This is a genomic window from Hyphococcus sp. (assembly GCF_041986965.1).
Classification (GTDB): Bacteria; Pseudomonadota; Alphaproteobacteria; order Caulobacterales; family Parvularculaceae; genus Hyphococcus.
In genome coordinates, this window is the sequence record NZ_JBHIXB010000003.1 from 548,529 (window position 1) to 564,198 (window position 15,670).

4 protein-coding genes are annotated in these 15,670 nt (G+C 56.1%); 1 reads left to right on the top strand and 3 read right to left on the bottom strand.

The features are described from left to right. Positions 1 to 126 precede the first annotated feature (126 nt). The 3 genes from ACFC5L_RS16380 to ACFC5L_RS16390 form a co-directional block, all read right to left on the bottom strand. Entirely contained in the window at positions 127 to 2,064 is a 1,938-nt protein-coding gene (locus ACFC5L_RS16380) for an outer membrane protein assembly factor BamB family protein (protein ID WP_375203304.1), read from the bottom strand. Between the two features lie 404 nt (positions 2,065 to 2,468). Then, the gene (locus ACFC5L_RS16385; RefSeq protein ID WP_375203303.1) at positions 2,469 to 12,830 is read right to left on the bottom strand and encodes a hypothetical protein; all 10,362 of its coding nucleotides are present in this window, start codon (positions 12,828 to 12,830) and stop codon (positions 2,469 to 2,471) included. Between the two features lie 160 nt (positions 12,831 to 12,990). After that, positions 12,991 to 13,653, bottom strand: a complete 663-nt coding sequence (locus tag ACFC5L_RS16390) for a response regulator (RefSeq protein WP_375203302.1) — start codon at positions 13,651 to 13,653, stop codon at positions 12,991 to 12,993. Here ACFC5L_RS16390 and ACFC5L_RS16395 point away from each other — a divergent pair. After that, complete coding sequence (locus ACFC5L_RS16395; protein WP_375203301.1) at positions 13,652 to 15,667, top strand: sensor histidine kinase; 2,016 nt, start codon at positions 13,652 to 13,654, stop codon at positions 15,665 to 15,667. The two genes, ACFC5L_RS16390 and ACFC5L_RS16395, sit on opposite strands and share 2 nt — an antisense overlap. The last annotated feature ends 3 nt before the right edge of the window (positions 15,668 to 15,670 follow it).

The window sequence follows — 15,670 nt, forward strand, 5'->3', positions numbered from 1 at the left end:
GCCCCGAGGCGGCGTAAATTGTTCAGATATTGCCGTTTGACCACAGACGCCGCAGCACGCTCAGGGCCGCCAAGCACAAGGTTAACACTCACCCGTCACAGGCCTTCTACGGAAAGCTTCCTGAAGCTAGTCAGGCAACGCAAAGACAACCAGGGATTCATTGTTAAGCGGTCTTCCGTCAGGCCCTCTGGGCGTGGCGCCGAAATTTGCAGCCATGACGGCGACATATTGGCGGCCATCCTCGCCGCGATAAGTGATCGGCACAGCCTGCGCATGATAATCAAGCTCGGCGCTCCAAAGCTCCTCACCCGTTTCCACATCAAAAGCGCGGAATTGATGATCGTTTGTGGCGCCAATAAAAACAAGACCGCCCGCCGTCACGATCGGCCCACCGAACGTGTTTAGCGTTCCGGTGTCCTGCTTGTCTTCCGGCAGCGCCTCACTCACACCGAGCCGAGTTTCCCAGGCGATCTCTCCTGTATTGGCGTCAATGGCGAAAAGCCGGCCCCAGGGCGGCTTGATGCAAGGCAAGGTGACTTTCTGCCCTTTTTCATCCTCAAAGCTGGCGCTAAAGGATGAGTAGGCGCCGGGACCGGAAAGACTGCCCCGATCATAAAGTTGCGTTGAGTCTTGCGTGCCGCGGCCATAATCGCCGCCGGCTTTTCGTTTTTCGATCCAGCCGATGCTGCCGCCTTCGCTGGTGTTGACGAACACATATCCGGTGTTTGGGTCCGCCGCACTGCCGCCCCAATTGGAGCCGCCATTATGCGGCATGTTGATGGACGCTTTAACCGGCTTTCCTTCTTCGTGCAGAAAGAAAGGAGTGAAGGAACCCGCATTGAAAAAGGCGCCGCCATAACTGTCGAGAAGCGCATGACATGCGGCGACATGATCTTCATTCGTGTCGTCAGCTGTCACGACATCGTCGGGCGTCCAGTGGCCGCGCGATAATTGCGGCGGCTTCACAGGAAAAGGCTGGGTCGGCGAATACCATTCGCCTGGCACATCCGCCGCAACAACAGCTTTTTCTTCAACACCGAAAACAGGCTCGCCCGTTTCACGGTTTAAAATATACATCAGTCCGTTTTTGCCGGTTTCCGCCAGAGCAGGAATCTCTTTTCCCTCAACCTTGATGTCGACGAGAACCGGCGGCGGCGGCAGATCCCAGTCCCACAGATCGTGATGGATCGTTTGAAAATACCATTTGAGCGCCCCTGTCTGCGCATCAACAGCAACGACCGAATTGCCGAACAGATTGGCGCCCGGACGGTCGCCACCATAATAATTAGCTGAGGGTCCGCCGACAGGCATGTAGAGCATGCCATTTTCCTCATCGACGGTCATATACCAGACCCACACATTGGTTCCGGAACGATCTTTCCAGCCTTCGTCCAGCCATGTTTCATGGCCCGGTTCGCCGGGGCGCGGCACGGTGTGAAACTCCCAGAGCTTATCACCGGTACGCGCATCAAAGGCGCGTGTATCGCCGGGATCGCCGCGCTGCATTTCCGCGGTGTTGGCGCCGGCTATCAGCACATTTTTGTAGACGGTCGGCGGCGCGTTGTAGGGAACCTTCAGCTCCACCGCCCCCTTCTCACCGAAAGTTTCATCAATTTTTCCAGTTTCAGCATTAAGCGCAACGATAGCGGCGCCGTTCGAATAAAAAATCCGCGCCTCATAGTCGCCATCACCCGGCCAGTAAGAAACAGTGCGGCGGGCGAGCCCATTCGTCACTTTATGACGCCAGATTTCAACGCCCGTATGCGCTTCAAGCGCGACGACTGCATTGCCAATCGGAAGAAAAAGAACGCCGTCAATGACAATAGGCGTTGCAGAGCTTACAAGCGCGCCGCCGCCTTTGGGCCGCACACGAAAGGACCATGCCGGCGCAAGCGACGAAACATTCTGCCGATTTATGTCTTTCAGGGGTGAGTAACGTGTTCCGGCAAGATCACGCGCATAACGCGGCCAGTCTCCGGCATCAGGATCCGACTTGCCAAAATGTCCACATCCAGCCAGCAAAAGCGTGACCGCGAGAAAACCCAACGCTTTCTGAATCTTCACCGAAAGCCTCCCCTGATCGGACATTCGTGTATGACAATTATTTTAAGTCGGCGTCATTGTTCTCCAAAGACTATCGGTGATCTCACGCCATATCAAATCATTCGGAACCCAATTGCCTATATGCATATTGCGACTTCTCTTTTAGGCGTTTCCCGACAAGGGTCATCTGTCGCGAAAAACACGGATCATGATTTATATCGTCCGTACATGGTGCTTTTTGCGACTCATTCTGGACGAGCATCTCCCAGAATGCATTACGGATGAACCATCATCTGCGAATTACGGGCGCGGCTATTGGAAGGGATTCCCGCTGCCGAAATTGGCGCGGCCAATAAACTGCTAGAGCTTATTCAGGGCCGCCCGGGGAACGGAACCGCCGCCGCGCTCAGCCACTCTGACATAAGCTAGAAACGCGATGTCATTTCCAGACGCAACGCACCCACCGGGCCGTTTTCGCGATATTGTCCCTTGCCAACGAAGGAGAGATCAACGCGGTCCGACACCGCCCATTTCGCGCCCCACCGCGCCTGTAGCGCATTCGAAGAACGAAGATTACGACCGATTACAAAGCTCTGCTCCGGCGCATCATCAAAGACAACCCGGCTGCCGCCAGCATTATAATCAACATCATGAGTATACTCGATATTGAGTGACGCCGTCACTGCGCCGAAACGATCGCTTTTAAAGGCGCCGTCGAAACGCATGCCCAATCCAGCTTCCACCGCAGACTGATCAACGCTGCTGACCGTTTGTTCCAAGCCAAGGGTGTTGGTGCGATCCGCATGGTCGAAATCGAACCCGTTATATCCGGCGCGCGCATAGAGCTCGACAAACATGTCGCCCTCTGATGCGAGGATTTTGCCAAGCCGCACATCCCCGGTCAGATTTCGCGCCTTGCCTTCGGCAAGATCCACTTGCGCCGCAGAAAGGCCCTGATCATAACGCCGCGCATCGACGATTGCATAGCCACCGACGGCTTCGACAAAAACGCCGTCGCCAAACATATGCATCCCATAGAGGGAAGCGAATTTATCTTCGTCAGCCTCTTGATACCCGTTGCGGCGTTCCGTTGAAACGCTGTTGACGCCATAGCTGAAGCCCAAAAGACTATTGTCGCTGACAGCGATGTTCACGCCGTTGATGAATGACGTATATTCTGTTTCCTGGAAGCTCTCCGCATTGGTCGGGTTGACGCCAAGATCGCCGCTCAAATTGGCGCTCCAGGCTTTGCCGCCAGCATAGTCCGCGAAATCAACGCCGGTAAATCCAAGGCGTGACGTTTCAGCGTCGCTGGCCATCAAGCTCATACGTGCAAAGCCGAGCGTATCCTCAACCGCATCTGCCGCGCCAGCAGTAACAGCCGCAGCAGCCGGCATGTCGGGCGCAGCAATAGTCGGCATGAGCGCATCATAGGCCGCCTGTATTTCAGCGGCGGCGCCAAGCTTTTGGATCGAGCCCATCGTATAGGCGAGATTGGTGTCATAAAAACTTGCATCAGCGGCAGCGAGCGTGTCGTCAAAGGACTGTGCAAGCGCAGCTTGATCGGCTGTCGCGGCTGCGGAGGTGAACGCCTCAACGCTGGCGACAACATCAGCGGCGTTCGCACCAACATCCATGTTAAAGCTCAACAGCGGCGTTGCAGCCGGAAGGCTTTCTGTCATCGGCGCATAGGTAAGCCCATTCGCATTGATAATCCGCCCTCTCTGACCATCGGAAAACGGATTGGGGCCGGTGTTCAAGGTAAAGGCGCCGCCAAGCGTATACCCCGCCGCCGTTTCAAATGTGCCGATGCGTCCGCTGCCATCAAAGAAACTCGTCAGGCTGGCCGTTGATAGCGGGCGCACTGTCGCGGTCAGCGTGCCTTCATTGATGACCACATCCTGCCAGGCAACCGGGCTGGTGACGCGGAAATGCCCGGCGCCGCTTTTTTCAAGATTCTCCCAGTCGCGAATGTCGGATATGGAAAATGTCCCTGCGCCGACAACTTCAAGCGTATCAACGCCACTTTCGCCGATCACGCCGCCGCCGATCACGGCGCCGGCATGATAGATCAGGCGGTCGTCTCCTGCCCCGAGCTTGATATGCGGGCTTGTTGACGACGTCGCCGAAAGTTCAACTATATCGTTGCCATTGCTGGTTTCGATGCCGAGAATATTGCCGCTGCCGCGCGTGCGCGTTGCAGTAATCGACCCGTTATTCAAGACGTAGTCATCGCCGCTGCCGGAGTTGATGCCGTATGAGTAGATTCCTGTGGCGCTTTCTGTCGTGCGGACTACAGCTTCTCCATTATTGAGCGGGTGTTTGCCAGGGCTTGCGCTTGCATTGGCGTCCAGCACCGGCGCCAAACGCACCGAAATGGCGCCGTTATTGATTATTGTATCCGCACCGCCGCCGGTCAGCACGCCATAGCCAATAGCGTTTTTAACACTCGCTGTCGACAGCGCCGTCGCATCACCATCATATGCTCGACCGGTCGCCGATGTACTTGCTTCAACCAATGGCGAGACCAAAACATCGATATCGCCATTATTTACGACAGTATTGTTTCCACCATCATCACGTATCCCGTAACCGTAAACGCCGCTTGCAGATGCAATGGCTTCCGCTTCGGCGTCTATGGACTCAATGCCCTGCCCCGGTCCCGATACAGCCCGGGCGCGATTGGCGTAAACTAAATTTTCAACCGTAATTGAACCGTTGTTTATGACCCTATCCTCGCCTGAACCAACATGAACGCCATGGACGTAATTGTTGTTCAGATCGATCCTTACATATGTTTTTGAATCCGGCTCCGATCCGATATTGATCCCGTCAGCGTCGGCGGTTGCGCTTGACCCGGAGCCAGGATGTAACCTGGCGTAAATCGTTCCATCATTGGTGACGATCTTGTCACCCGTTCCCGTCGCTTCAATCCCGGATATGTAGCCGCCCGACACCCCAACTTTCGATGTCGCCGACCCGTCTGCGCCGGATAGACCGTTCGGGTTCGTATCCGCGTAGGACGTCGCTTTGGTTTCGACAGCAACATTTATGTCGCCGCTATTGTAAACTTCGCCCTTTCCTGAACCCATTATTACGCCGAAAGCGCGTAAATTATTCATCGACGCCACGGCATAGGCGCCCGCGTCTGAATTGATGCTGATGGGAGAGCCATTCCCGGAATAGCTCTCCGCCCGTGTGCGTTCGTTGGCGCTGCCCGACGTCAGGTCGACCTGTATGGTCCCTTCATTGATGACCATGTCGTCATCGCTTGCGTCCGCATCGATGCCGATCGCCGTCATGTAACTGAATACATGGGAATTCGTCTGTGACTTGACCCAGACCCCGCCATTGGACGAGGAATTTAAAATAAAGGATCCGGCCCTCGCTTCGACATCAACCAATCCGGAATTGACGATTACATCACGATCATTGCCCCCGGAAATGCCGATCGCCGTCGAACTTGATTTCGTGTCGGCGCCTGATTTCGCCGTCGTGCTGGCGCTGCCGCCCTGAATGGAGGCGCCTCTGCCGACAGCGCGCGATTTAGCGATCACAAAAATGTCGCCGCTATTGGCGATATCATTCACATCGGCGCCGCCATCAACGCCAATGGCGATGGAGTCGGCGCCGGCGTTCAAATTAGCGCGGCTTCCGCCATATTGAACATAACTGCTCGATCGAGCGGTCGAACCAGTGTCGGCGTTCACGATGAGTAGTCCCGCTGTGCGGATGACATCATTTCCGTCATCGCCTTGAACGCCATAAGCCGTCGCTACTGCCCCTGATCCGCTATTGGAGCTGGCGGAGCCGTAGCCGATGAGGGCGCCGTTTTCCGCAACCACGCCGGCGCGAGCGAAGACATTCTGCTCACTGCCTGGCTCGAAGCTGATCAAGTCGCCGCCAGCGCCGCCGGTCGCCCCAAAAGCAAGACTGTCAGCGGTAACGCCCCCGTCAATAACGGTCCCGCCAATATAGGTGAACGATCCGCCGTTAAGATGAACATCGGCATGCGCATCCACATCTGACACGGTTCTGAGAACAAGCGTATCTGATCCGTCATCGCCGAAAAGACCGCCCGCTATGCTTTCTCCAGTCAGTATCGATCCGACATTGCTGGCGCCGACCCATGAATTCGTGAATGAATTTGAGCTTATCGATACGTCTGAATAGGCTTTCAGCAGGTTTCCATCAAAAACGATTATATCGTTCCCGGCGCCGCCATCGGCGCCAGATGCATTTGCCTCCGCGCCAAAGACGAAATCCGAGGTTGCATAACCGGCCAGCGTCAAATTCATCGATGAGGGTTCAAGATTTGAAAACGCCCTGGCGTAAACCTCTCCTGCGAGATTGATGTTATCACGCCCGTTTCCGCCAAGAACGCCTTTTGCTGTTGCGCTTGCTGCACTGTCCGACGCCTCGCCCGAATATCCAAGGCCGGTTACCGCAAGCGAGCTGCTGCGCACATCCGTTGTTGCGGAGGCGAAAATGTCCGCATAACTCACAAGCTCATCGGCGCCGCCGCCCAACATGACGCCGTATGAAACCGCGCTATGCACAAGATCGCTATCAGACGCTTTCGCGCCGACCACATTTATATCGACGGTGTTGGAACCGCCGGCGCGGCAAGCGCCTGTCGCCGAATCGTAAACAGCCGCAGCGCAGGAGATTGCGTCAACGGAAGATCCTTCGGCGATTAGGACCGAATCATTTCCTGATCCCGCGTCAACGCCAATCGCCGTCGCGCGTGTGTTAAGCGAACTCATGGAAACGCCGCCGCCGCCGATATTCACAGAGACAGCCTTGTTGGAAAGCGTTGCGTCGGCAATTGCTTTTATGGAACCCGTATTTTCAATATAGTCGCTCCCGCCGCCGCCGCTGACGCCTGTTGCGTTCGACCAGGAAAACCGGGTTGAATCGAGAACGCCGACATCGACAATGCTTACCGAGGTGTTGCTTGTGGTCGTACGCGTTTGTGCGAGCGCCTGTATTTCGCCATGGTTATAAAGGAAGTCATTTCCTCCATCGCCATCAACACCATAAGCTTTAGCAAATGCAGTCGAGTTCGACCTGCCGGTTCCGCCACCCAAAAGGCGTATATTCACCCCATTGTTGGATATGGTCGCATAGGCTCGCGAATGAATAGAATTATTATTCGTGACGACATCGCCGCCGCCGCCAGCCAAAATCCCGACAGCATTTGCGTCAGCCAGAAGACTGGCCATATCGGAGTCAAAACCGATTCCCTGGAACGAAACGGAGCCGGTCGAAGCATGCGCTTCGGCATCGCTGGTCAATATTGTGTCGTTGACGACAGAATCGTCGCCGCCGCCGGCGTCAATGCCAATGCTGCCAGCGTCAGCGGTCATGCCGAGACTGCCGGCGGTGACGCCCACGAGCTGCACCGACACGCCTGCATCTTTCACAATTGCATCCGATTTCGCATCAAGGCTTTGCGCGCCGATATAAATAATGTCTGCGCCGCCTGCAGTCGTCACGCCTTTCGCCAGGGCCGTTGCAGAAAGATCTGCGCCGTCCACAGCGAAACCGCCGCCCTGAATATTGATGGACATCCCATCGCTGAGGGCGTCAGCCCCTGCATTCAAAATGCCACCGATGATGTTGATGTTGTCAACACCGCTGGCCCCTTCAACAATTGCAGCAGAGGCATCGGCGAAAATCAGCGAAGACGACAGCTCGCTGCCGGCGCCGTTTAAAGCAAAAGAGAAACTATCCAAATTCGCCTTTGCGTAGGCGTCCATGGTCGCAGCTGAACTCAACTGGTTCACGCCATGCCCCAGCGCAACGCCGACCGCATCCGCCTTGCTGGTAAAATCAGCAAGATAGGCGGAGCCGCCGGCAAGCGTAATCGAAATAATGTCCGCCTGATAATTGGCGACAGCATTCACATCTATGGCCGCTGTATCCAACAACTCAACGATGTCATTGTCAGCGCCGGCGTCGATGCCTGTCGCGACGGCAGCGAAATCAGCGCCCATTTCCGCATAAGCCGCCCCGCCGAGCGATACATTGAGATTGAGGGCGCCGCCGTTCACGGCATCAGCAAGGTCATCTTCATCCAGGCTAGAATGAACCTGCGCAACCGCTTCGGTGAAAACCAGCTCAGATACGCGAAGCATATCGCCGCCTGCGCCGGCAAAGACACCCACCGCGTTCGCTTCGGCGGAAGTTTTTGTTTTCGATCCAGCAAGACCAATGCCCGTCGCAGCGATTGACTGCGAACCGGTGGTCGCCTTGCTGCGCGTCTCAAGCGCACCTTCAACATGAATTTCGTCGCTACCTGCGCCCGTATCAATGCCGCGCGCTGTTGAGATGGAGGTGGATGACACATCGCCAAGCCCCGCGCCGGCAAGCGCGACGCTGAGATTGAAGCCGCTCGCCGTTGACCGGCCATATGTAACAACCTGCCCCTGATTGGTGATGATATCGTCACCGCCGCTGCCGGCCATGCCTTTAGCAAACGCAACCGCCGTGGACCCAGCCTCGGCCAGAGAGAAACTGATGGGGACAAAAGCTACGTCGCCACGGATGCTGATCGCATCGGATTTTGCGACACTGACAGCATTGGTTTCGACCGCTCCGGTGTTGAGCAAAAAGTCAGTGTCTGCGCCGCCGGTGGAGAAGGTATGCCCCGCCATACCAACTGCGTTCGATTTGGACATCGTCGTAAGGTCCGTTACCGACACGCCTAAAGACGCGCCGGAAAGCGTCACCCCGCCGCCGACAGAAACGCCGACGCCGCGTACATCGGAAAGTGCGTTTGTAATAACGGTCGCCTGATTTTCCAGATAGTCGCCGCCTGCGCCGCCGCGCAGACCTTCTGCGCGCGCGTCCGCCCCCTGCTGCAAATCCACCCAGGAAACACCGCCCGAAGCGCCAACACCAGCGCCAGCAAGAGCCACATTGACCGCTGCGCCGCTTATTTTGGCGTCTGCACGAATAGTCGTGTCGCCTTTTACGATGATATTGTCAGCGCCACTCCCCGCGTCATAACCGATTGCATCCGCATCGGCAGATGATCGCGCTGTCGCGATTGCATTGCTGACCGCAGCGCCTGCGCCAACAAAGTCAATATCAATGCCCACCGCGGTCATATTCACGTTGGCCGCTGCGGTAATGTCAGCCATCACCGGCACGGGGAGATCATCCGGAGCCGGACCGCCTGACGGGTCTTCCGTCGAAGCCGGAGCGCCAGCAAGACTTTCCGCCGGCGGTTGGGCAAACTCAATGAGATCGTTCCCACGGCCGCTATACATTCCCGCGGCGTATGCTTTGGCGTTGCTGTCAGCTTCAACCACACCGGCGCCGATGGAAACGCCGGTCGGAGCGACATTTACACTCGTCGAAATACTGTCGGAATCCGCAAGCGCATCTGCGACCACCGTTAGCGCCGCCATATTGCGCAGCGTATCGTTTCCGAGATCGGTATTCTGTGCGTGCGCGCTATGCATTCCGTAGGCGCGCGCATCCGCCTTGCTGTTTGCGTCCACCGCCGCGACGTCAATGATAAGCCCTGTCCCGACAAAACCCGCCGAAACATTGACTGCATCAGCGTTCGAGTGCGCCGTGGACATGACGGAAAGATCGCCGCCATTGATTTGCTCGCCGTTATCGCCAATCGTCCGCATGCCAAAGGCTGTCGTCTTCGCGGTCGTGGATGCGTCAGCCAAGGCTCCGGAGAGCACAAGCCCGGCCGAAGGCACAACCGAAAGACCGGACGCGACGCTGGTTGCATCGGCGTCGGCCGTGGCTTCAACAGTAAGCGTTCCTGCGTTTTCAACGCTGAAGCCAGCGCCTTTGCCGCCAAGTCCCGTGCCCGTCGCCATGGCTTTCGTCGCCGCATCGATAACGGCGCCGTCAAATGCAAGGCCAATTGTCGTCGCCTGTACGTCAACGTCAACGGCGAGCGCGTCTGCTTTCGCCAGGGCCGTTGTTTTTACGGATCCCGTATTTTGCACTATCCCTAAATCATTGACGCCCCACATGCCGTAACCGACAGCGACAGCATCGACTTTCGACGTTTGCAGGCTGGCGCCGCCGGCGAGGCCGACTTCTTTGGATATCGCAATCGTTGCATCGACGCTTGTGGATGTCGCTGTTGAATTAGCCATCGCAGTTAGCGCGCCGCTGTTGAGCAATGGCGCAGCGCTTTGTGATTTCACGCCAAAAACCGACGCATACCCATATATATCGGTCTGCATGGCGGCGGCATTTATCGAACCACCCGCCGTCACAAAGTCGATGCTGGTCTGTATTCCGAGATTTTCAGCCAGTGCAATCGATTCAGTTGTCAGAACGCCGCGATTTTCCGCGCCTAAAGCGCCAACCAAAGCGTCGATGCCGATCGCTGTCGCCCGCGCCTTGCCGCGTGTGTCGTAAATGACAACGCCCGTGCTGACGCTGGGATCAGCGGGGCCGCTATAGTTCAAGGCGGCGCTCACATCTTCGAGGACGCCATGCGCGTCCGCCGTTGTCGTAAGGCTGCCAACATTGAGCAGTGAGTCATCGCCGCCGCCGCCCGCCATGCCTCTGGCCGTCGCACGGGAATCTACGAGGTTGAACATTTTTATAGCGTCGAATTGGATTCCATCCGATTGCGGACGGGCGCCGCCATGATATGAACCGCTTTTCGCCATGGAGACGGCGTCAACCGTCATAGACCCGAAATTGGAAATAATGTCGTCTCCGGCGCCCCCATTAAATCCCCAGGCGTTGCTGACGCTGGTCGCCCTTGTGTCAAAGCCGCTGAGATTAACGCCGAAAGAGAGTGGGCCGCCTTCCGTAGGGTCGAGATCGAGGCCCATCTCCACCGTTACCGCCGTATTTTCTGCTGCTGCATCGGCAAGAACTTTAGCAACGGCGCCCGCCTCCAGAAAAATGTCATCATTGCCGGCGCCGCCAAAGAACCCATCCGCCTTCGCTGAAGCGACCGCAGTTGATTTCAGTAATGAAAATTCCAGCGCAGGCAAATTGATCGGGGATGGGAAAACATCAACCTCCGCATCAAGGAAAACGAGCGTCGATTGCGCCTCAGCAAAACTGCTGACATCCATGTTGAGGCCGCTATATGTCAGGACATCATCATCATTGCCGCCGTCAAAACCCTGCGCCGTTGACCGGGCCTCAGATCCGGCGGACAGGAAAACAGTTGCGGCCCCTGCGGCGCCAAATCCCGGCACAGGAACGCCAACCGGGAAACTAACACTAACGACATCGATTTGCGACTTCGCGGTTGAACTCGAAAACAACTCCCCGGACGCTGACATAGTGTCGATACCGCCGCCGCCCGCAAGCCCATCAGCAGCGGCGATCGCAACCATGTCTGAATCTGCATATGCGTCATATCCGCTAAGTTTTGGCGCCGCCTCAACGGTCATCGCAACGCCAAGAGAATTTATATCGGAAAGCGCACTGACGTTGATATTGCCGATCGCATCCACGGAATCATTTCCGCCATCAAGGGAAATGCCGCTCGCGATGGCGCGTATTTTATTCTTCTCGCCAGCGGGCCCCGATGGCAGGACTGGAGAGACATCAATGACTGTCAATGTAGTTTCATCAATATTGCGATATGCGGTTGCCGAAACGTCCAGCAAGGCGGTCTCGCCAAGCTCAACACTGTCGTCGTCGCCGCCTGCGGAAACGCCCGTGGCGCTCGCCTTGCCGGAGAATGAAATATCGCTCTGATTGGCGCCGGAAACAGCAAGTGTGAAAGATGTTGAGTTGAGATCAACAAGAGAGGAGATCATGTTTAGGCCGGCGCCGATGACGATGTGATCATCTCCGTTCCCTGAGAGAACGCCGAATGACGTTGCGTTCCCGACGCCTTGCCCCATGAAAGTCACGGCCTCAGCCAGGGAAACCGCACTATTGGTCTGCTCAAGAAAAGCCGTGCTGCGGATGTCCATGCCGCCGGTGGAAAAAATAACGTCTCTTGCGCCGCCGCCTTGAATGCCAGTCGACCGGGCCTTGGAAGTAATATCTCCAAGGCCCGTGCTCGCGCTCAATAACCCGATATCTGTGTTGCTCAACAGTGAACGCGCCGTGGACACCGCCGTGATTTCACCCGTCGAGAGAAATGTATTGGCGTCATTGCCGCCAAGCAGCCCCGTAGCCGTGGCGTCAACTGTCATCTTCGAGGAGAAATCGACGATATCGAGGCCGATCAGATTGACATTGTCGCGACGGCCTTCAGAAAACGCCTCCACTCTCAGGGGACCATTGAGCTCGAGATGATCCAGGCCAGCGGCGCCATTAAGACCAATTGAACGCGACTGGAGAAGCGATTCAATGTTCAGCGTTGACAACGCTTCCGGGTTTTCCTGAATAATTGCAAAATCGATAATGCCGCCAGTGGCCGTGGAAAAAACACCGCCGCCGTCGCTGAACAACATATCATCGCCAGAACCGCCCTGCACGCCATTCGCAAAGGCCTGCACCTTCAACGCCGGCGATGCGAGATCCACGGAAAACGCATCCAACACCGTGTCGGCGGTTGTCGCGCTGATCGTGATGAGCTCAACATCAACCGTATCGTTCCCGCCGCGCCCGTTCACGCCTGTCGCAGTGACCTTCTCATCCCCTGTCAGCGTCAGTTCAACCGAAGGCTCGGTGATCATGTCATCAGCGTTCGTGCCGGATATAGCCGTTTCAGCGACCGGCGCCGCCATGACGGCTCCGGAGACGCCAAGCACTGCGCCAAGCGACGTCGTCGACATGATAATTGCGCGCAAGCTTGCAACTTGCCGCCTGGAAATGCTGGTCATTGGCCCCGTCCCAATTCCATCGGCAAACGCCCATCGCGCCTGCCCCAGTCACCTGATTTTTTTCAGGTTCAAGACGGCTGCGCCATGGGGCGATCACACCATATCGGCGGCCCAAACCCGCATGATTACTGGGGTTCAACTCTTTTTCAGGATGCCGCGGTCAGGTATGCCGGGATATCTCAAGCAAGCCTTCGCGATGGGCGAGCGCCATCAACTCGCCGGCCGAATGAACGCCGAGCTTGCGCATGATGCTTGTCCGATGCTTGTCGGCCGTGTTGGCGCTGATGCCGAGCCGGTCAGCAATGAGCGCAATCGTGTCGCCGCGCGCGAGCGCCTGCAACACCTGGCGCTCTCTGGGCGTCAGATCTGCCCCCAGCGCCGGCCGGTCGAGCGCTTCACGCACTCTGGGCGAAAACACTTCCCGCCCTGCCATGATGTCACGTGCAGCCCCCAAAAGCGCATCTATGTCATCAGATTTAAGAAAAACACCGTCGGCGCCCGCTTGGCGCGCCTGCCGCAACACGCCGCCGGTTGTCAGCCCCGTGAGAACCAGAATTTTGGTTTCAGGGCTCCACCGGTGAACCTCGTCAATCACTTCAATCCCATTCGAATGCGGCATCGCGATATCAAGAACCAGAAGATCAGGCCGGTGTTTTTTGACCTGAATAATCGCCTGAATGCCATCGGCGGCTTCAGCCGCGACCTCAAAATCCTCACCGGCTTCAATTGCGCCTTTCACCCCTTGCCTGACAAGGGCATGATCATCCGCCACTATAACGCTATACGCCATCGTCGCACCGGTCTGTTTCAGGACATCAGACATGAAAACCATAAACGCCCTCAAACGCAAATGGATATTTTTATCCTTATGCTGTGCATTGCTTGGACTTATGTCTTCCGTAGCGGCGGCGGAGAACGCAATCACCCTGGAAGAAAACCAGCCGGTCCGCGATTTGCGTCCAAATATTACGGCATTCTTCGACCCTTCTCATAAAATGACGCTTGGAGAGATCGAGGGGGTTCCTATCAGCGACTTCACTCCCGTCACAACAAAAGAGCCATCGTTTTCTCATTCAACGGATGCGATATGGCTGCGTATCCCCATCCTGAACGGGTCGAGCAGCAGCGCCCAAAGAGTTCTGGTGCTGGAAACCAACTTCATGTTTGAGATCGATGTATTTCTTGCGAATGAAGCGCGCGAGGAACAGCTTTTATCGCAATCGATCAACAGTCCCTTTTCCAGCCGCACTATTCCGCATCCAAATCTTGTCTCTCAGTTTTCATTAGGACCGAACGAGGCGGCGACGATTTGGATCCGCTACAGATCGCACGGCGACACATCGCTGCCCATTCGGATAGAAACCGAAAACAGCTTCATCACAAACACCCACGCCAACACGGCGAAATTTTTCATCTTCTACGCCGTTATTGCGGTCTTTTTGACGATGAGCGTGATCGCATTTCTATTGCAAAAACGCTTTATTTTTATCGCCTATTTCTTCTACGCCGCATCCGTTTTTCTCTATGTTTTGCACCGTGACGGATACACATTTCAATATCTTTGGCCGGATCACCCGGCGTTCAATAACTTCGCCAGTCTGCCTCTGGCCTGCGCTCTGACATTCTTCGCCGCCTTGTTCACCCGCGCCTATCTTTTGACGTGGAAGAAATATCCCTTCAACGATAAACTTCTTCTCGCGATCATGCTGGGTGGCTTTAGCCTTGTCGCCGGTGTCGCTTTCATTGCGGAAAGCAAACTTAAACTATACGCATATTTTTATGTAATGTTCGCTTCCGCCTGCTTTCTGGGCATTGGTCTTTACGCCTGGAAACGCGAAGGAAGCCGCATCCGCTACTTCGTCGCCGGATGGTTCGGCATTGTCCTGAGTTCGATTGCCGTCACTTGCATCACGCTGTTTGGCTTCGACGTATCACGCAGCACGATGCTTGATCTCATACGCCTCGCCATGGTGTTCGACGCCTCAATGATGGGAATGGCCGTACTGGAAGGCATCAACGTCATCCGCAGACAACGAGACGCGTCATTACGCGAACAGTTGAGCATGGCGCAGATCAATCTCGGTCTGCACAGCCGGCTCGACGGCCTCGAGAAACGCTATCGGGAAACACAACGTGTCGCCGAAGACCGGGGCCGTATCTTAGCGGACGCCACGCATGATATTCGCCAGCCGTTGTTCTCGCTCAGGGCTTCCATTCAGGAAAGCATAAACAACAACACCATTTCAGCGGCGCGGCTAAAAGATATCGACGCGAGCTTCACTTATCTGGAAGGCTTGGTCGATGAATATATGGAATCGGCGCTGGCAGGGACCGAAAACAGCTCCCACCCGCTTGCAGGCGAAGAACCGGAAACGTCGCTTTCCATGATTATTTCATCCATGAATGAGATGTTCGCCGAGGAAGCTCTTTCAAAGAAACTGGAGCTGCGCACCGTCGACAGCAGCCGGACAATGCCAATTGGCGCCATGACGTTGCTGCGCATCGTCGCTAACCTCACATCGAATGCGATTAAATACACAACATCAGGCGCTGTTCTGATTGGCTGCCGGCTGCGTAATGGACATCCAAGCATCGAAATCTACGATACCGGACCCGGCATGTCGGCGTTGGAAATCGAACACATTATCCAGCGAAAGACGCGCGGTGTGAGTCATGAAACCCATAAAGACGGCAAAGGTCTCGGCCTCGACATCGTTATAAGGCTTGCCGATGAAAACAATCTTGCCTTGACGATTACAAGCCACCCCGGCAAAGGGTCCTGCTTTCGACTTGCGCCGAAGGTCCGCAACACTGACAGCACGGAACGCCAATCCTGAGAT